The sequence below is a fragment of the Sphingobacterium sp. MAE genome, assembly GCF_056711605.1.
The window spans coordinates 2,509,508-2,530,204 of sequence record NZ_CM160044.1; the positions used below are offsets into that span (position 1 = coordinate 2,509,508).

The 20,697-nt window shown below is 34.5% G+C and carries 13 protein-coding genes and 1 pseudogene; 6 read left to right on the top strand and 8 right to left on the bottom strand.

The window, feature by feature from the left end:
- The first annotated feature begins 41 nt into the window (after positions 1-41).
- Positions 42-3,815: an nSTAND3 domain-containing NTPase gene (locus tag AC06G9_RS10585; RefSeq protein ID WP_480958107.1), complete on the top strand. Its 3,774-nt coding sequence runs from the start codon at positions 42-44 to the stop codon at positions 3,813-3,815.
- A 268-nt stretch (positions 3,816-4,083) separates the two neighbouring features.
- Here the strand turns inward: AC06G9_RS10585 and istB are convergent, their stop codons facing one another.
- Positions 4,084-4,815, bottom strand: a complete 732-nt coding sequence (gene istB, locus AC06G9_RS10590; protein WP_108159660.1) for an IS21-like element helper ATPase IstB — start codon at positions 4,813-4,815, stop codon at positions 4,084-4,086.
- Positions 4,816-4,827: 12 nt separating this feature from the next.
- Entirely contained in the window at positions 4,828-6,369 is a 1,542-nt protein-coding gene (istA, locus tag AC06G9_RS10595; RefSeq protein WP_480958108.1) for an IS21 family transposase, read from the bottom strand.
- A gap of 366 nt (positions 6,370-6,735) precedes the next feature.
- Between istA and AC06G9_RS10600 the strand changes: the two genes are divergently transcribed.
- Complete coding sequence (locus tag AC06G9_RS10600; protein WP_480958109.1) at positions 6,736-7,359, top strand: hypothetical protein; 624 nt, start codon at positions 6,736-6,738, stop codon at positions 7,357-7,359.
- A 93-nt stretch (positions 7,360-7,452) separates the two neighbouring features.
- Here the strand turns inward: AC06G9_RS10600 and AC06G9_RS10605 are convergent, their stop codons facing one another.
- Entirely contained in the window at positions 7,453-8,013 is a 561-nt protein-coding gene (locus AC06G9_RS10605) for a hypothetical protein (protein ID WP_480958110.1), read from the bottom strand.
- A 29-nt stretch (positions 8,014-8,042) separates the two neighbouring features.
- On the bottom strand, positions 8,043-9,257 hold the full coding sequence (locus tag AC06G9_RS10610) for a DUF4062 domain-containing protein (RefSeq protein ID WP_480958111.1): 1,215 nt from the start codon (positions 9,255-9,257) through the stop codon (positions 8,043-8,045).
- A 357-nt stretch (positions 9,258-9,614) separates the two neighbouring features.
- Here AC06G9_RS10610 and AC06G9_RS10615 point away from each other — a divergent pair.
- From AC06G9_RS10615 to AC06G9_RS10625, 3 genes and pseudogenes are all read left to right on the top strand, one after another.
- Positions 9,615-9,875 (top strand): annotated as a pseudogene (locus AC06G9_RS10615) (transposase); the annotation flags it as partial.
- A 686-nt stretch (positions 9,876-10,561) separates the two neighbouring features.
- On the top strand, positions 10,562-10,633 hold the full coding sequence (locus tag AC06G9_RS10620) for a hypothetical protein (RefSeq protein ID WP_480958178.1): 72 nt from the start codon (positions 10,562-10,564) through the stop codon (positions 10,631-10,633).
- A 125-nt stretch (positions 10,634-10,758) separates the two neighbouring features.
- Complete coding sequence (locus AC06G9_RS10625; RefSeq protein WP_480958112.1) at positions 10,759-15,600, top strand: NACHT domain-containing protein; 4,842 nt, start codon at positions 10,759-10,761, stop codon at positions 15,598-15,600.
- Between the two features lie 148 nt (positions 15,601-15,748).
- Here the strand turns inward: AC06G9_RS10625 and AC06G9_RS10630 are convergent, their stop codons facing one another.
- From AC06G9_RS10630 to AC06G9_RS10645, 4 genes are all read right to left on the bottom strand, one after another.
- Positions 15,749-16,354, bottom strand: a complete 606-nt coding sequence (locus AC06G9_RS10630; protein ID WP_480958113.1) for a hypothetical protein — start codon at positions 16,352-16,354, stop codon at positions 15,749-15,751.
- A 13-nt stretch (positions 16,355-16,367) separates the two neighbouring features.
- Positions 16,368-16,919, bottom strand: a complete 552-nt coding sequence (locus AC06G9_RS10635) for a hypothetical protein (protein ID WP_480958114.1) — start codon at positions 16,917-16,919, stop codon at positions 16,368-16,370.
- Positions 16,916-17,341, bottom strand: coding sequence for a hypothetical protein (locus AC06G9_RS10640; protein ID WP_480958115.1), 426 nt, complete (start codon positions 17,339-17,341; stop codon positions 16,916-16,918). The genes AC06G9_RS10635 and AC06G9_RS10640 overlap by 4 nt, the downstream gene beginning before the upstream one ends.
- 542 nt (positions 17,342-17,883) lie before the next feature.
- A complete protein-coding gene (locus AC06G9_RS10645; protein WP_480958116.1) occupies positions 17,884-18,435 on the bottom strand; it encodes a hypothetical protein in 552 nt (183 codons plus the stop codon).
- A 967-nt stretch (positions 18,436-19,402) separates the two neighbouring features.
- On the opposite strand from AC06G9_RS10645, the gene AC06G9_RS10650 reads away from it, so the two are divergent.
- A complete protein-coding gene (locus AC06G9_RS10650; RefSeq protein WP_480958117.1) occupies positions 19,403-20,095 on the top strand; it encodes a hypothetical protein in 693 nt (230 codons plus the stop codon).
- The last annotated feature ends 602 nt before the right edge of the window (positions 20,096-20,697 follow it).

Here is a 20,697-nt window from a genome sequence, read left to right on the forward strand (position 1 = left end):
ATTGAAAACAATGGTTTTAAATGATAATGTAAAAATAAGTTATGAATTTTGTTAAACAAATTGAAGGTGCACTTATAACTATTAACCAGGCAAACTTTCAAGATCTTATTAATCATTTTTTATTTTTAAAAGGTTATGATTTTATCGGGGCACCTGGTTCTGTGGTAGGTAAGGAGAAGACAAGTAAAGGTGCTCCTGATTCATTTTTTATTCATGGAGATAAATATGTCTTTGTTGAGTGTACAACATTGCAGAAAGTTGGCACTTCAAAAACTTTTATCAATAAGCTACAGGACGATATTGAACATTGTTTTGATCAAAATAAAACCAAGATCACGATAGATAAAGTAGGGAAAATTATTATTGCTTGCAATGAAAAGATAAGTGCTGATGATGACCAAATCTTACGAAAATTAGTAAGTTCTATTAATCACAACACAGAACTCGAAATTTTCAATATCCAGAATCTTCCATTGGAAATATCCAGTTACCCTATACTTTGTCAAAATTATTTGCGGATTATCACCATTAAGGGGAATATCTTTAATCTGCAAGATTATTTAATTAAAACAACTAAAGGTTTACAACCATCCCTAATTAACCCTTTTATAGGGCGCGATCAGGAATTGGAGATGTCTATTGGATATCTAGAAAGAAATGATATCCTATTATTTACTGGTGCTGCAGGAACAGGAAAGTCTAAGTTAGCTATACAAATATTACAACATTTCTCAATAGATTATGTACCAATTGTTATCGAAGGTTCCGCAGTTCCACTATGGGATGATTTTACATATCTCTTTCAAAATGGGAAAAATTATATAATACTTTTTGATGATGCCAATAAGTCCCTTAAGAATGTTGAGTATCTTCTTGACTTTATCCAAAAGCCCAAAAACTTTGAAATTAAACTGATTATTACTGTACGAGACTATGTAAAAGGACAGATAATGAATTCTTTGTCAAATATAAGATTTCAAGAAGTGTATATTTCTTTTTTTTCGGAAGAAGACATCAAAAGAATAATTGTATCGGTTATTCCACCTTTGGCAAATCATTATTTAATTAGACAGAAGATAATAGGTCTATCAAAAGGAAATGCACGAGTAGCACTAATGGCCGCAAATTCACTTAGATCGCATGCTGACATTAAATATTTAGAAAATCCTGTAACGTTATATGAGCGTTATTTCGAAAAAATTTCTAATGAATTGGATTCATTTTCTCAATCTATAGCAATGCAAGTCTTATCTATTATTTACTTTTTTGGTTTTCTAGATAGAAATGATACCAAAAAGAAACAAATATTGGAAACTGATTTTGGTCTGAATTGGAATGATATCTGGACAAATATTGAATCTCTACATTACCATGAATTACTTGAATTGCATTCAAATAATCTAGTGAAGGTTTCAGATCAAGTACTTGGTACTTATGCATTTTATAGATGTTTCGTGGATAAAAAACATCAAACTATTGATTATGCAAAATGGATCTTAGCCTTTATGGGAAGCCATATTTATAGGATCAAACTTTCCTTAGTCGATATTAATAATACTTTTTCATACCAACATGTAAGTGATTTGGTAAAACCTCATCTAGATATTGTGTCAAAATCGCTTAGTGACGACGACAGCAAGTATAAGTTTTACTCCACATTTTGGTATTATTTAAGTTATGATACATTGATTTTTATACAATCTGATATTCTTAATGAAGGTGAAGAAAAGCAGGGAGCAGAATTATCATTTCTTTATAAACGTAACCATCACTTCAGTCCTTTGAGGCCATTGGACCTACTTGTTGAATATTGGAATCATCCTGATGAATTGATGTTTACTGCTGTAAAATTAGGCATAGAGTTAGTTATTAAGAAGCCTAATAGATTGCCTGAATTTCTGAAATATATTGATGATTATTTTAAAATTAAAATAGAGGATATACACGGAGGTTTTAAACGACAACATTTACTAATTGACGGTTTGTCAAAATATGACAACGATAATATAGAAGGTAAGATTGCTAAGGGTACTTTATTAAAAGTTGGCGAACAATTTTTAGGTTGGCATTTCAGTCAAATACAATCTGGTAAGGGATCAAAATTTACAATTTTAAATTTTGATTTATATTATAATAACCAATTGATGACATTAAGGGGAAAGGTTCTAGATTATTTATATCGAAATTTCGATTTCGATGATGCATTAACGAATAATCTTCTGGGAAAAATAATAGAACCAGGAGCTAAGATTGATGATAATATTTATAAGGATGAGCTACCTATTTACAAGAGTTTGATTGATGATAAATTAAGTAAAAAAAATTACTTTCATTGTAGTTTTGTTAAAAAGATATCAATAAAAATTGAAAAGATACAGGGTGATTATCCCTTAAACTGGAAACTATGGGTCGAATCTGATATTATGAATCTAGCCGATTTATTCGATTATAGTTATGAGCGAAAGGCAATTGATAGAGTAAAAGCTGCAGAACTTAAAAGTCTGGAAATTCAAACAATAGTTTCTGGTAAGGTGGAATGGGTTGAATTAGAGCAGTTTATTTATGGAGTAGATGATTTATATGATCAACAGCAGCAGACGTCAATATGGAAATTTCAGAATGCTCTATCGTTAGTTTTTGGAGCTATTAAAAATCCACTTCATTTAAAAAGAGCATTAGAATTATATGGAGAGGGGCAGTTTGTGTCAACTTTACAAAGTTGGGTGATTTCTCGGATTTTACAGGATAAAATATTTTCTGTTGCAGAATTGATTACAATATTTAGTTGTTATAGTATTGAAAGCAAGAATTATTGGACGATTATTTTATTGGATAATATTTCAGATGAATTAATTGACTTGCAGTGTTTAGAACTCTTAATGGATATATTTGAAAATTCTTCTACTCCATTACCGATTATAAATATAGCAAATTATGCTCGATATAAAGAGGTGTTTAAAGAATATAAATTGCGGGATAATAATAGCAACGCAATTGGCCATAATATTATTACTTATCTGACTGACATACTTTTGAAAAAAAGTAATAAATTTAGTATTTATTTAGGTTATGAATTTTGTCAGGAGTGTACGTCATATTTCAAAAATCACATCGATTTGTTTAAAACAGCATATCTCTATTTGAAAGTAAATTACGGCGAAAATTATGATCATGATGGTAAAGAATTGGAGGCTGTCTTAAAATATGCCCCAGAATTTGTAATTGAATGTGTGGAAAATGGTTTTTTTGGATTAAATTTTGGAGAAGGTGATTTTCCTTTCGAAAACCTAGTATTAGATCCAATTTGGTCTTTGTTAGATTATAAAAGAATAATTGAAGAACTATTTTTATCATGTTTAAAACAACATAAATATCTATCAATTGATGAGAGTGCTTGTCGTATTTTTATCTTTCAGGTACAAGATTCAAATTTTGAATTAAAAAGGAACGATTTTTTCCATCATTATATACAAAAATACAACAGTAATCATGATCAAATGGTACTTTTATTAACTGTTATCTATAGGGTGGATCGACATAGGTTTATTGAACATTTAAAATCTTTTTTGCTTTTAAATAATGACGTAAAGATCTTGAATGATATAAATTTCGATAGGGTAGAGGAGTGGACAGGAAGTAAAGTGCCTGTGTTGCAGAAAAAGATTGATTACTCTATTAATTTATTGACAATGATTAAATCTTTACCTGATTTATTGGATTATTTTGCGCATATTAAATGTGTTGAAGATCGAATTCATTATCTTAAAGACGAGATTGAACAAGAACTGCGAGATGATTTCATTGATAACATTTAACATGATTTTAGACATACTTTAGTAAATTATTACTGATAAAGCAATTTTACCAGTGATAGCCAAAAATAAACAAAACTTAAATGAGTGAATTCATTATTAAGCATAAAGAAATATTAAACCTACTTGCTAGTATCGGCACGTTTATATCTGCGATAATTGCTAAATATTCCGGAGAAAGTACACCACCCATTCCGAGTGAAAGTGCACCAGTTTTAAAGACCAATAATTCGAGCCTTATGCCACTGGATTTATATTAACTTTTTCAAACTTAGTTATTTTTTTTCTTTCTTAAAGACTTGCCCTGTAACGGTAGCCTGTGAGATGAAGCTGTCAATCTGTCCATTATAGCATCCGCAAGAGTTGGTTCATCTATAAAGTTGTACCAAGCCTCGACTGGTAGCTGTGATGTAATAATTACAGAGCTGTTACCGTACCTGTCTTCCAAAAGGTCCAGAAGTGCAAGTCTAGTGTCTGCATCGATAGACTTAAGCCCGAAGTCATCCAGTATGAGTAGTTTTTGATTTGCAATACCCTTTATCCATTTCAGGTAGGTTCCATCTAATCTTGTCTGAACTACCGTATCCATGAATCGGTTCATTCCAAAGTATAGCGTTCTGTAACCAAGCAAGCAGGCAGATCTTCCAAGCGCACATGCCAGAAAGCTTTTGCCCGATCCTGTTGAACCGGTTATCAGGACATTTTCTCCTCTCTGTATGAATGTTCCGTCAGATAACCTGAGGATCATTTCTCGGGTTATCCCTCGCTCAGAACTGCAGAGTATCTCCTCAGGTAGTGCATTATATCTCAAGCGACTGGCTTTTAGATATTTTTGTGTTCTTCCATGTTCTCGGTATTCAACTTCTGCATGTACCATTGAGCCAAGCAGTTCATGGATGTCCTGTAGCTCATGTACAGGTAAAAAAGCGACCGCTTCATAACGTTTGGCCATCCCGGCCAAACGTAGCGATCTCAGCTGTTCGATTGTCTGATCTATATTCATATGTTTCTTTTTTTATCTGTACTCATCCGCACCTCTGATGTTTTCATGCGCGGGAATACTGTACTGTGATTTTCTGTTATTGTCGTTTTCCAGCAGATCCATCTTATTGTCAATAATATTTTTGATGACCATATAGTTGAAACGATGTCCTTTCAAAGCCCTTCGGCAGGCATTCTCTATGCGATCTGGGTAAAGTGAAGCTAAGCGCAGAAGCCCCTGACAGGATTGATAGGACTGATCTATGACCAGTTTACTGTCCATGACCTTCTGAAAGTATTCCACGGTTGCAGTTCCATATTTTTCTGCTTTTGTAATGTAATCCTCCGGATTCCATAATGAACTGTCGTACATATGTTGGTGGTTCGGGGGACGATGTTCCGCAACAGTCGTATACCCATGTTTTTTATAGCTACGTTTATGTAGAGCAATACGCTTGTTATCGCTGTATATCTCAACAATATCCGTACAGTAGATGACAGTAACCTTACTGCCTATATAGCGATAAGGTACGCTATAGAAATGCCAATCCTCACCCAGTACAATATGGTAGTTGCTCTGTATCTTTCCCTTTGTATAATACTTAATAATATATCTTGTTTCCGGTAGAGGCTTTAACAGAGCTTTTTCCTGACCTTCAAAGCGTTCTTTTCTGCTGAAGCTTTTACGCTGGAAGTTTTTTTCGTGGTGTTCATTGAGCTTTTCCCGGATTGCACCGTTTAGCGAAAAGAGGCTTGTGTAAGTTTCATTTCTTAAGGGTGCGTACACGCGGAGATAGGTTGTCCTTACTCCACCTTCCACGGATGGTTTGTCTTTTGGCTTTGCTGGACGTGCTGCCAATAGCGCAATACTGTTATGGTTTGCCCACTGTTCCAGCATATTTGCAAATGTTGGCTCGTAACGGTTGCTACGGATTACCCATTGCTTCATGTTGTCTGATTTTACCGAAAGAGGTACACCTCCGAAATAGCTCAGAGCATTGTTCAGTGCACGTACAACTTGCGGTAAAGAAGCATTAGGCAGGGCTTCAACGTAGCTATAACCACTAAAAGGTAAAACGGCGACAAATACGGGACATTCGACGGGTTCACCGCTAATGCTATCAATATAATGCAGTTTATCTCCTGCAAAGTCCACCTCTAAGAGCTTTCCTGGATCATGTTCGAAATGCATGGTGGCACTACGTTTACGGATGTGTTCCTGCAGCAGTTCACAGAATCTTGAATACCCAAAGCCATCGGGATATTCTGCAATGTACTCCTGCCATAGAAGCTGCCGGGTGACGCCCACACGGCGAAGTTCAGAAGTCAGGTATTCGTAGAGTGACTCCAGGTGCAATTGTCGGGGATCTTTATTTAGCTCTTTCTTATCGGCATTAAGGTATGCATATAGCTCACTGTCATCAAATAGAAGCAGTTCTTGGATACTCATTCCACATGCGGAAAACCGTTTCATATATCCGGCAATTGTACGTCTATTGATACCTGTTTCTTTTTCAATGGAACGTTGTGAAAACCCACGTTCCATAAAAAGTAATAGCTGTTTTATCTTTTGCATACTTAGAGGTTTGTTTGCCATATCTTAGGAATCTAACTGATACCTAACTTAGCAATCTTTTTTTCTCAAAATATCCAGTGGTGTACTTTGCTGCGGAATAATTGGTGTACTTTGTGTCGGAATGGCAGTTGTCGAAGAAAATATCTTAAACGACAGTACCCATCAAACAACCCCTAAATAACCATCAAAAGTGGTGTACTTTGGAGCGTAATAACTGGTGCACTTTGAAGCGGAACAGTGGTGTAGTATGGTGCGGAATATTCAATTGCACTTTATACGCTTCTAGAGGTCAAAAATCAGAGACTTTCAACATATAAACCCCTAATATTATTAAAATCATTTTTAGTAACTATTCATAAAAGCCCATTGTGTTTAGAAACAGATGAATTACTATTGTTTAAAGCGGAAAATTTCAATGAATATAAAGATGATAAGACTCAAAAAAAAGAATTTGGAATTTCCTCATTGTATAAAATTGAAAACTTAGGTTTTGGAATTGCGAAAAATATAAAGGTCACATGGAAATTTGAGATGGAAAAGGCTTTGCAATTATTGGAAAAAGAGTTTACAGAAGATTTTTACTTTAGTGAATATAAACCTTTGAAATACTACCTTTTAAAGAGGAGAAGTAATGATAATTTTCAGATGACATTTATTAATGAAAAGAGGATAGTACAAACAACAGATTATATAACACCCATAAATGTAAAGGAACATACACATTATCATTCAATACCAAGAGAGATAACTATTTTGCATTTTTTATATTATATTTTTAAGAATAACTTAATTAGAGAAATTAATGAGAATAGCTATAATTTTGATTTTGACGATTTTCCAAAAGTTGAAATGAATGTCGAATATTACGACTTGAACAATAAAAAATATACCAACAAATACAAGTTCAAAACTTCAATTATTACTACACAAATCGAAGATAAAATAGATATGAATAAGGAGTTTGGCTATTTATTATTTGAGCTAGAATAATAGTATATGGAAATTCCTAAACAATAAGTAGAAGCTGCCATGAATGTAGTTAAGAACCAGATACAAATCAAAGAGAGTGTAACTTAAACTGTGTTAGGGTCTCATAGATTTTATCCTATCTGCGTAATCATTTTCGGTTCTACAAGTAAGAATATATAGGGATAGAGATGCGAAAAAACTAAAAGTAGTAATTAAACAAATTTGCCACTTATTATCTGTAACTACGAAATATATATTTGTCAAAAATATTACAAAAAATGCTGCACTCATAATGTAGCGCATCATGACTAAAACAACATAACGCTCAATAAAATGAATATAAGTGTCTTTTTCAATATTATATATTTTAGGAAGTAAGCCGGAATCGACTTGATAATTAAATTTTAGTAACTCCTTTATTTTTCCTTCCAGAACAGTTCTTTCGAAAATACAATAAAATATGGCCATACAAAAATGGCCAAAAACATAAGCTATAATTATTAAGGGTAGATAAAACTCTTTAGGATTCAGAGTTTTCATTAAAGATGATTCAAAATAGAAATAGTCAAGGATATAGATATTTATTAGTATTAAGGTGCCATTTAAGACGTAGATTTGAAGCTCTCTAACTATGTGATTAAATGCCTTGAAAATTTGTTCGATTGTTTTATCCATAATAAAATAGGTATAGTACTAACTTTTGATTAAAAAGGCAAATTGTTATCATCTTGAATAGTTGTAGGTGGCGATGAGGATAATCCTGTATTTTTGTCATAGTTTTTTCGCAATAAAGCTGCTATAGTATTTGTAAAACTCTCTTTTTCATCCTCATTTAAAGAATTGTATAGATTTGATAGCTCTAATATGACAGTATAGGGAATGTCATTGTGATGGCTATCTCGAATTTGAATTTGATTTTCCGGAAATAGTGTGTCTAATGTTATAAATTTAGACCACTTAAAATTTTTGACTAGTTTATTTAGACCTTTCAACCAATTTTTTGTAAAATTTATATCTGGTTTTTTATTAAAATAAAAACGCTGGTGAGACCATGAACTTCCGTCAAAATCGCTGTAAACTTCATAATTACAGATACTATCGATTATATTATGAAGTTTATCTTGCAATTTTTCTAAGTTATCAATTTTAATATCCATTATTAAATCGTTAACATTCAATGTGATATTTCCGTCTTCACTTGAGGTTCCAGAACCTATTAGTTTGTTTAAACTTTTTTCTATGTGATCTAATTTAACCTCTAAATTATTTACTTGAGCAACCGTAGCATTTCTTTTTGAGGTAAGTGCTTCATAAATTAAACCTGCCCATTGTTTTTTTAAACTGCTTTTGATATCAGCAAAGGATTCAAATGTATTTCGAGAATTTCCTTCATTGAGTTCATATACTACATCCAAAAATGGGAAAATGTATTTGTATGATTCTGAAGGAAAATAATATTTTTTATTAAAGTCATTACGGAGCTGAAGTGATTGATTTTCAACTTCACTTTCGTCAATATCGTTTTTTCTGAAAAATTCAGAAATATAACTGTTGAGTGCTCTTTTATAGTTGTTGTAGTCGTAATCTACAAACTTATTTATAAATAGGTGTTTGTTAATTTTGTGATTCAGGGCTTTCCTAAATTCTTGCAATGTAACACTATCTGGAACTTTATTTCTAGAGCTTTCTTTATGATAAAAGCTACCGTAATTATTACCAATAATTAAAATAAATAACTGACATTTTGGTATTTCATCAAGACAGGAATCTTGAACATGTTTATCATAATCATAAAATATATCGTCAAATTCACTCAAAACAGCTTCGTAACCATATTCTTGAATAAAGCTTCGTAATTGAAATCGGATTTCTTGTAGATCATAGCATGTTGAGCTAACAAATATTCTAGGTGTGGCCATTTAAGAGGTTTAATTTATCATTTAATAACGAAGATGTAAAATATTTAATATAAATGCAACTGAAAAATATTTAAAATATGCTTTTTATCTCCTTTTACGGTTTCCCGTATACTAAGCATAATAAGATTACTTATCATTGCGCGCAATCGCAAATTACAAAGCTATTTTGCTTTTAATTTTTTATTCTAGTTTATATTGTATCTGATTTCTAGATATCCATTTTGTTTTTTAGAAATCCGGACTAAATTATGAAAAGAATCTTATATCTACTTCTGTTGATGTTACTATCATCTGTAAGTATCCCAAAAAATCAAACAGCTTAAAACTGGACATAAATGTTTAGATTTAAGTAATAAGATGAAAAAGACACGTTTTACAGAAACACAGATTGTAAGAGCTCTCAAAGAGGGAGAAGAAGGTAGAAAGAAGGATGATATCTGCCGGGAGCTTGAGATTAGCAAAGCCACCTTTTATAACTGGAAAAGCCGTTACGGTGGCATGGAAGCATCTGATGTCAAGCGCCTGAAGGAACTTGAAGAAGAAAATGCACGCCTGAAAAAGATGTTTGCCGAGCTGAGTATGAACCATGATATCCTAAAAGAAGTCATCACAAAAAAAGGTTGGGGCTCCGGCAACAAAAACAGTTAACTCAGGAAATTGTCCTAGATCACGGTTTGAGTGTCGCCGGAGCCTGTAAATTGAGACTCGTTCAAAACTATCTCAATTATTTTTATTTTCATTTTCATTTACTTTCTCTATCTCTGCTGCTAAGTTCTCCCATTTATTCAAGAAAGATCGAACTATCATCCTTAGAAAATCTGAAGGTTAAATTTTAAGTCTTTTAACAAGGTCAATGCTCGGTCAAAAGCTATAAAAGTAACAAATGATTGTAATATGGCTTTATCTTTTGTGTCACTTTCACTATACCATATAGTTTCAAAGGATAGGTAGTTGATTGTGAATAGCATTCCTTAATTTGATCATAAGCCAAAATAAAAGTCTGTGAATTTGATTATTAAATAGAACAGCAAAAAAGACGCTGGTTGTTAATGTGATATAGAATCTAGTGTCAGGATTTTGGTAGATATACCTGTGTCGTCCTAGAAAAACTTTACAGTTGAGAAGTGGCGTGTTTATTGTAAACTTTTAAGTGCTTATTTTTTTCCTGAAACACTGATATGATGCTGTAGTTCTGCGACTCATCAGGATTTTGTTCTAATTATTGGACAAATTTTTTGAAATTGTAAAGTAGGGCATTAAAACCGTCAAGTTCCAAAATCTCTGAATAACCCACCCAGTCTGCAATACTCGATAGACTAATTCATAGTTCATATCGAATTGAACTTAAAGGCGAAAGTGTAAGAAAAAAGAAGTAATATTGTCAGGTCATCAGTTGGACTGAAAGAATACCCAATAGAGGGGTTCAGTATGTTCAGCGGAGCGGTCAACATCACCATTATGTAATAATAATGATTTGAAATAGCCTAAGCATTACCTTAAAATGAGCACTACTACATTTAACCCTATATCGACAAGCGGAGTCGGATTCCGCTTAGAACATTATGTGCAGGTTTCATATATTGCATCTTTGATAGTCGGCATACCTGTACCATTTTCAGATAGATTAGAAGTTACAGAACTTGGTTTTCAGGCTAAACACGTTGTAGAAACCGATGATTTGCTCGTTACGTTGAAAAATGTATCAGGACAACATAAGCATTATTTACAATCCAAAAAAGGCTTTGAAATCAATAAAAATGAAACATTTGAGAAAGTCATACAGCAAGCATATATTGATTTTACGAGCGGTGTTTTTGACCCAAGCCGTGACAAATTTATTGTTTTTACCGATGCACTAAGCAAGGTTGATGCCGATGATGCCATAGGTGTGCTTGATTGGTCTCGTTTCAGCAAAGATGCTACCGACTTGGCAAATAAGCTCAAACTCAACAAAGCAAAATTTAACAAATACGGATACTTTAAAGATGCCCTTAACAAAGCGGCTGGAGGAGCTGTTGGCGCAGATGACATTTGGAAGTTTTTAAAGTGCTTCTATGTAAAAGCTTACGACTACCTTGCAATTCCCAGTAAAGATCAGGAAGTTCTTAAGTGGTTTTTAAAGCCGCACCTACGCCAAGCGATTACGCCAGATGACACACTTTTACGTTTATTGAATTTTGCGGAACAATGTAATCAACATGGAGCGACATTAACTATTGAGAATGTTCCCGATGATGTAAAAGCGCTTTTCAGCGCCGACGAAAGCAACAAGTTAAGTGGTGAATTACAGGAGCTGTTAAAGAAAAGCCATAGCTTGGTTTCAGCTATAGAGAATCATATTGATGACTATCATATAAGCCGTGATAGTTATTTTCCTGCGATAGACGATGCGATAAGACGCTATCAGATAATAGCGCTTACAGGAGAAGGTGGTGCTGGCAAGTCAGGTGTTATTAAGGATTATTTAAACGGCGTATATGGGAGTGATATCGGCTTTATAGCACTAAAGGGTGATATTTTAGACAAAAGCAGTATAGCCCAAAGTTTAGCCGAAATAGGTGTGCACAGTGACATAGAAACACTTTTAAGCCAGTGGCAGCATCTATCTAAACTGATTATTTATATTGATAGTTTTGAGAAATTATACGAAAGTGATTATTCCGATGCGTTCAATGAATTACTAAGGAAAGTTCGTGAGCGAAAAAATATCACAATTATTGTTACTTGTCGAAGTTATGCCTTTGAAACGCTAAGGAAGAAGTTTCGCATTAAAAACGAGGAAATATTCAATATTATCGTTAGCCCGCTTTCACACGAGCAACTTGATGCATTTGCCGAGGCAAAGCCAGAAATTTCCGGCTTGCTGACCAATCCGAAACTCCTACAATTACTGTCTTTACCGTACTTCCTTAGTCAAGCTATTTTTCTTGCTGAAACGTTTGAAGATGCTCAAACCATCACTGAAGGAGAGTTCAAAAAAGCTATATGGGAACGGGTAGTTGAAAAGAGGGGACATGGCAAGCTTGGTCAAAGTGCGAGGCGAGGTTCTATTTTTAGCAAGCTTGTACTTAAACGTGCGATTGAAAGACAGGCTTTTATAGGGTGTGATGAAGGCGCTCTGGAATTTGCTGAAGAACTTACAGCTGATGGTTTGTTATTGAAACATCCTTCACAGTATCAGTATGCACCCAAGCATGATGTACTCGAAGATCTCGTAGTAAGTCGCGATTTGCAGGCGCGATTTGAAGTAAAAACCGATACAGCACAATTCCTGGCTGACATTGATACCAGCCCGGTAATCCGTCGCGGTCTGCGAATATGGGTTCAAGAACTTATGTTGGCCGAACCAGATGTAGGACGCCGCTTTCTTACGGAAACACTTAGTATCGGGCATGCAAGTCAATCACTTGTGGAAGAATTGTTAATCGGTATTCTTGGCTCTGAACAGGCATTTGAATTAATGGAAATAAATGAGGTATCGTTGATTTCTAACCATCTGACGCTGTATTCTAAATTATTTAACCTGGCGAAACTTGCATACGCGCTTCCACAGGCTCTGGTTGATAGCAAAATATCATTAGTTACGTTTGGACCCGGTTGGAATGCACTTGTCAAATTTCTTGGCAAACATTACGAATCACATAAAGAAGATTTTGATAGCCTGTTGTTTGATTTACTGCAACATTGGAAAGCCCAGTTCAAGCCACAAGATGAACTACCAAGCGAGTCTGAAATAGTTGCTCGAATTTGTTTGAATATTTTGAATTCTATTGGTACTGATCATTTTACATACAAATTGAATGATTTATTTGAGGTGCTGTTTTGGGTAATCCCATTTGCGGAGCCTGAAATTGGAATTTTCATAGAAGAAATAAAAAATATAACTGTTGCTCGTAAATTCGATGGTGGTTATCCCGTGAATTTTGTAAAATCTGTAAATAAGTTATTATTGAAAGAGCCGGAAAGTATTGAAAAAGTATATCGATATTTTCCCGATAAGATTATCGAGATTGCTCGATCAGAATGGTTTAGCAATAAAAACCCTCGTCTAGAAACTTCTCATTATATGGAAGCCAGCTTCGGGCTGGTAGATTACCCATATGATTACTTTAGTGCAAGTGCTTTTCAAACGCCATTTCTCTATCTGTTCAAGTATCATTTTGACACAGCTTTGGACTTTCTTATTGAAATTACCAATCGGGCAATGAAGTTTTATAAGCTTTCCGATTATGCGAAAGACTTAGCCTCGTTAATAATTAGGTTGGATGATGATCAAGAAACGGTACAGTTAGGTAATTACGATTTATTTTCAGGATACAGGGGTGAAAGCCGAGTTCCATATTTGATACAGTCGTCACTAATGGCGCTTGAAACTGTTTTATTAGAACGAGCGGCCAATGGTGATAAGTTGGAAGAAGTATTTAAAAAAATCATGCTACAGGCAGAAACGGTAATGCTAACCGGAGTATTGGTCAGTATAGCTACAGCTTATCCGTTTACATTCGGAAACGAGATCGATGTGTTGTTTTCGGTACGCGAATTTTTTAGCTGGGATTTAACTCGTTTTTCTTGTGATTATGGCGGGCGTCACCATTCATCCACGATGGGAAATGATCATTATTATACTGGAGAACGCCATCGTTCAAATCAGTTGTTACACCGGCAGCGACATATGGAAATGCTAGTTACCCAACGTCAACTTTATTTTACGGCTCGTATAAATCAGATTATTGACCAGCATTTAACTGAAGCTGATAAGGGTGATTTACTTTGGAGACTGGCATTAGCCCGCATGGACATCAGAAACACCGAACCCGAAATTAATGAAGATGAGCAACGGATAGAATTTATTCCAAAACCATTGCCGGAGGATCTGCAAAAGGTTGTGGATTCAGCTGCCGAGTACAACCATGATACAAATGCTATAAGCGTCCATCTTTATGCAAATAAATTGCAAAAAGATTTACAGTCAGAGACACCACTCGTTGATGAATGGCGGGTCAACTATAAAAAATTATTAACAATAGATTTTAGCCAAGTATGGCTTTTTAACCGCCCCGATATAGAACTTGCAACAGCCGGACTGCGTTTTTTTGCTGAGCAGTTAACAGAAGAAGAGCTTGAATTTTGCTTAAATAAGATTATCCCGGAGTTACAGCCAATAACTGAATCGGCAAAATCTGCCGCTACAAGAGCAAGTGAACGGGAAGATGGAGTTATCACCAGAATACTACCTGTTTTACTCAGCCAAAAATGTGCGGAGAAATGTAATATCCAGGAAGTAAAGAGCACGATTGAAACCATATTGCTATACGGTTATGATGAGACATTTTCACAACTTTTATTAGCGCTTCGAGAGTGTGGATGGACGAATGATTTTGATTTTGCTAGGCAATGTTTCCAATTATTGCTCAAAAAATCATTTTACAAAAATCCACCACTCAAACCTATCCATAATTATAAATTGAACCAGGATGAGCAAAAGGCTTATGCTGAGGAATTTGAAAAAGCAATTAGAGATGATCAGGATATTGAAGCTGTAGATATCGATCTTGGTAAAGCGGAAGGCTTGAAGCTCATCCAGGCATTGTCTGCTGTTCCGTTGAACATGCTTGCCACTGATTATTATCCATTTTTGGAAACCTTGATAACGCAATTGGAAAGTTACTCCAATCTGGAAAGTTATTCAGAGACACATTTTAAGAGTGTATTAGAACAGTTATTGGTTGATCATCTGTTAAGTGATCAAAATGAAAATACCGTTCGTTCTGCTTATAAATTATTGATGCTAATCGTGAAACAGCCCAAATTATTAGTAGGGGTTTATGAACTCATGACCGCAATCGCACATGATACAGATTATCCACTTCAATTCTGGAGACAGTTACAAATTGTTCTTTACTATGTTGTTGAAGTTAGCCCCAGAATTATGTTGTTGAAGATAATATTTCTTTATTCTTTGCGACACCCGGAAACTGCTCGCAAAATATCTCCGACACCTGAAAATCAAATGATTTACGAAACACTAACCAAGGAAAAAGGAATGGCTGATAGAGATTTGGCAACGGATTTATTCCGTTTTCTTTCCGGAGTTGGTTCAACTTACCAGCCCAAGAGTCTTGGCTGGCTCATGATTAGTTTTCCTGATACCGCGTCCTATACTAAGAACTTAGATGTGAAAGCAGTTGCGGCAGCGGAACTTTACGTAAAACAGGTTTACGATGACCATCTAAGTTATTTGAGGGTAAATAAAGCAGCAATGGATTACTATTTACTGATGCTTAATGCTCTTATTCAAGTCGGTTCAAGAGAAGCTTATCGTTTAAGGGACATTATTATTTAATTTAAGTATCGGTTCGAAGTCTATAGCCTTACTTTGAAACTTAAAAAGTAAGGCTATAGTATGACTATTTTATTTGGCAAATATTTAATTAGGTTATAGAGAAGTAAATTGTTAGCGAAATTGGAGTATATTACTGTAGTTTTCTTTATTAATGGAATCTATTATAATCCTGTGGAGGTATACTATGTATTTCTAGACAATCATCGGATATTGCCATTACAATATTTTTAAACCATCTTGACGAAGTGAAAGTTCTTATCTGTTTGCATTCTATTTCACTTAAAATGTTTATTTGGCCATTTTTTACGAAAATTATTTTTTCAAAGAATTCATATAGCGTACCTCCGGGGATGGTGTGGGCTGACAATGGATATCCTAATTTCTCCAAATCGAAAGATAGTTGCCCAAAGCTTTTATATTCATTTGTCTTAGAAAAAGAGTTAAAATATATTTTTCCAGATTCTGAAATGTTAAAAGAATTACGTAAAGAGTTAAATGAAAATACTATTTTTTCTAAATCATTCCTCTTTGAAAACATTTCATTAAGAGTAATTGGTTCTGTTCCAATTTCTTTTATTTTTCGATTCATATTTGACCCATCATCTATACTGAAATTTAAAGCATCATTGGTTTGTTCTTCCGTTTCATTTTCGAAGAAGTCGCCTCCAGTTGAAGAGTCGTAGTTGATAAAGTTGTATTCGGCCCAACCTGTTCTTAAAGATGAAACAGCTATTTGTTTTTCACTTAATTGCATTAGTGCGTTGTGGTTATCTATTGAACCTACAAATAAACCGTCTTTTTTTTGTGCTAATTAACACTTTACCAGCCCTTGGATTCAAATTGATGGATTTGCTGTCAAAAATTCTTTGAAAACCGTTTGATGCACTTGTAACATTCTCTCCATTTATGTCAAGTTGACATTCGAAAAGTCCATCTCTGTTGGCTAAATAAGCTCTTTGAGCATATATGATGAAATCTAAAGACTCATTTTCGGGAAGTTTACAAATAAATGTAAGATCTTCATCTTTAATATGAAATTCAATTTTTTCATTCTCCATCATGTTCCAAAACGAAATAAAACCAGTTGCATTATTTGTTTTGGAATTAAACTCATTGTAGCTAGGAAGTGTATCGTTACTAAATAGAACCTTTTCCAACCAATAGTTTATTAAAGTATTTCCGTTTTGAATATACTTTTTGAATAGCTTGTCGTTATCAATAAATTTTAAGTCTCGATCTCCTGTTAACATAAACAGCTTTCCCATGTAGAAATATGAGTCTGAGATATCATTTGATATTTTAATTGTGATAGGTTTCATATTTTCTTTCTTTCTATTCTTCTACGGGTTGTTTTTGAAATTACAGATTGTTCAACCATAATATCTAATAGATCGTCTGACGGGGAATTATGCTCTTCATGACAAGTTACAGGATATCCATGCCAAGGATCTGACGTATTTTGTGGACTGGGAAATTTAGCTATGCGCTCACTGTTTCTGCCAATTATTTCTGCTGCATCGTTCACAAGAGCGAAATAGCAATTGTTTTCATTGCAAAATAGTTCTTTTGTTGGGCTTTCAGCTATTTCAAAAATAGATAACTCTTGGCTCTCCTTTATTAGCCATTTACTTTTTCCCTGATTCGTGGAACAGGTACGGTGGTCCGGCTTTGGTAAGTATAATCTTCCCTTTTTGGTAGGACCGTAGGTTCCATTTGAGTTTCTTGTTTGACTTGCTATCATAATTCAAGTGTATTTTTATCTTTGTTATACTATGGTTTTATTTAAGTGTCTTTTATTGAAATCAATCGTATTCACTATTCATAGCTTCTTTAAAAATGTCAGAAAATGTTGACCATGCTGGTGTATCTGCGTTGATGTTCGCGTTGAAATTATAGTGATAACTTCAGGTATGTTTTGCATAAGTAGCCAATGTTTCTAAAAAGCTGAGTAATGTTTTGTTTTTTAGATGGTAATAAAGATCCTTTGCTCAATTACTATTGCTAGTTCTTCGCAATAATAATTGAGCAATTAATTTATAATCATCAAACCAGTTGTGAATAATTTCACTCATATTTTAAAATTATTTTACAATAAAACCTAATCTTTTATTCATAAATCTGCAAACAACTCTTTTTTCTCTAATACTGTGTTTAGTTATTATGTCTTTTACCAATATAAATTTATTGGTCAGGTCAGTAAACGTTTCTATCATAATTCTAATTAATGTGTACATAGGCAAAAATACCACCTTTGAAGCATTAGATTTGTAGTTAGGATGATTTTTACTCGTCCTTTGTCTTCTTAACTACTGGATGCTTTTCTATATAGTCCTTCATCATTTCACCTGGTTTCTTTCCGACTGCTTTTTCGATGAGTAAGAACTCGAAAGGCTCTGGTGCACCTGTTTTGTAATAGATGTCTTTTAATCGCTTTTCTTCGATCCCAGTCTTTTGCTGGATGATGTCAAAGGAGTTTTTACCACCGACATATTCAATGGTGTCCGAATCGAAGTTTTCTTTCATATATAATCCGAACTTATTTGTACTTTTCTTTTCCTTCGTATCGATTTTAACTTTTTTTAGATTAAATTTTCTGTGGGGATAAATATAGTCTCTTGCATTTTCTATAGTATCGCCAGAGTTCACAGCAATAAGATAGAATGATGTCAGAGAAACACCTTGACGATTATCATTTAGAATCTTGCTGATTTCTCCTTTTGAAATATTAACCTTTTTTGCAAAATTTTCGTGAGTTAATCCTAATAGAGATATTCTTGAAAGCAAATATGCCTTAAAGTTTTTTAAATCTTGTTTAAGTAATTCAATAGCATCCATAATTTCTAATCATTGGTTTCTATAAATTATATTTGTTTTTATAGAAACCATTTTATATATTTGTCTAAGCGATTATACAATAGGGCATAGCCCTAATTGAACGATGTTTTCTCGGCCCGTAAAGAGCTAAAATACCACCGAGAGCACCGTGTAGATCGCTCCGTGCTTTAATGAAAAAGTTTTGTACTTTTACCATATAGCATTGGGGCGGCTCACGTCAATGCTTTAGATGGGTCCTTCAGGAATCTCGCGAAGATTTAGAAGTGACAAGGGCTTAGCTCGCCTTCGGGTCTAAAGTGTGATGCCGTCCCTTGCTTTTTCCAAAGAGAGACAAATTTGCTCGAGATTGACATTGTTTGCATAACTCTAAAAATTATGAAACGATTCAAAACCACCCAAAGAACCAACAACGACATAATCCAGGATTATTGTCTCCGGTTCGCACATTCCCATTTAATAAAGAACAAATTCTTTCCGCCAGAATGAGGCGTTTAGTAAAACTTAAGTGCAAATAGGGAAGGGGAAAGCTAGTCCTAAATCAAAAGGTGCGCAGATAGTAGAAAGCATGGTGTGATGACCATACCTCATACTAAAAAATGCGAGCTCTTGACAGGCTAATATCAGCTTCTTACCATCCTTAATGGCTTATGTTTACCGACTTTCATTTTGATATACAATTGCTTGCATAGGCTAAATTGAATCGGATTTTAGACTTCGTAACCTAAAATTACACTTTTCCAGTCATAAAGCAAATTATTGTCATCAAGTTTTATTGAATTACATCAATAATGGAAAGTCGGTTTTTGTTCTTTAACCAAAGAATGCAATATAAGAAGACCATGATATAACCAATTGACGCTGACGTAAAATTGCATTTTCTTGATTTTATTTTTTAACTGGTTTCCTTACAGCGCGAGCTATGTCCAAATAGTTCGGTTTTAAGGGAGCCAATTTAAACTTTTAGACAATGCAAAATACTTGCAATCGGGATAGCTATGCGCTAACCCTACGAGAGGAAATGTCTTCTTATCTGAGTGAAAATCGTGTTCCAGTTATTAAAAAACCTGTTATGATAACTCTTTTACCCGAACGATTCTTTAAAAATGTGTCGTTACCAATTTCCGAAAGCTCCGCTCAATCGGCGATGAAGTATGTCATGAAGGAAAGACCGGAACAGCGTTATTACTCGTTCATGATCCGCTTGTTAGAACCTTCGGATTCTTTCAGTATGGTTGTGCGCAATGACAATACCGATTTACTGCGGATCTCACTGATCAATATGACCGTATATGAGATTTATCTCTTTGCTCTGGGACTGCCTGCTAACTTCCCGATTAACCAAATACTGGTGTTGGGAGAACATAAGGAGCAGTTTATACCAACAGAGAAAGGGGATTGTGTGTCTTCATATTGCTATGAACTGGCGGTACCTGCACGGACAGAAAGGGAAGAGTACCGACAACGGATACTGAACGATCTCAACAAGCACTTTGGAATAGAAGTGACCTTAGAAAGGTTGACCATCGTAAAAGATAGTCGCAAGGTATTGAGCATAGCAGGCGAGTCTTTGGAGCTGATCTGGGAAGAGCAGCTGATGATGATCATGAATGCCAAAGAAGTGGTAAGAGAAAAGCAAGAATTAACATTAGAAAAGTATTAAAAAGAGTTTCTACCTGTGAACTCCAGATGCTGCCGAGGGGATCACAACTGACATGATTATAAATCAACCCTCGGTAGCAAAAGGGGAACTTTAAACAAAAAAAACTAAAATGAAAATAGAAAACCTATATATCACCAAGCTTTGGGGATATCTCCATCAGCTATTTAAGCAATGTGCTCACAGTAAAATCCCTGCACCAAGCTGATATTAAAGTATTAAAACCCATTTAAAATGGCTGCAATACATCTTTCAATAATTATTGAATGAGTGCTGTCGTCTATTTTATTCAGGTTTTAGCCGGCTTGTATTTAATGATTACAATTCCCCCGCTTTTTGACATCTACCATTGCTTTGATTATCTTGACACATACATAGGCATATCATCAAAAAGCAGTTGTATACATTAAAACTTATTGTTGTACGATAAGACAAGCCGGTTTTTTTATTTTTTCATTGATGTCCGTGACGTAGCCCTATATAACCTGTGATCCTGATTTAAAACGGCATCTGAAGTTAATGAATGACAACATATGATAGTGTGATCTTGTGTTCCTATCGACCTCTAAAGATATCTTGAATCGGTATCTGTGACGATAAGTAGG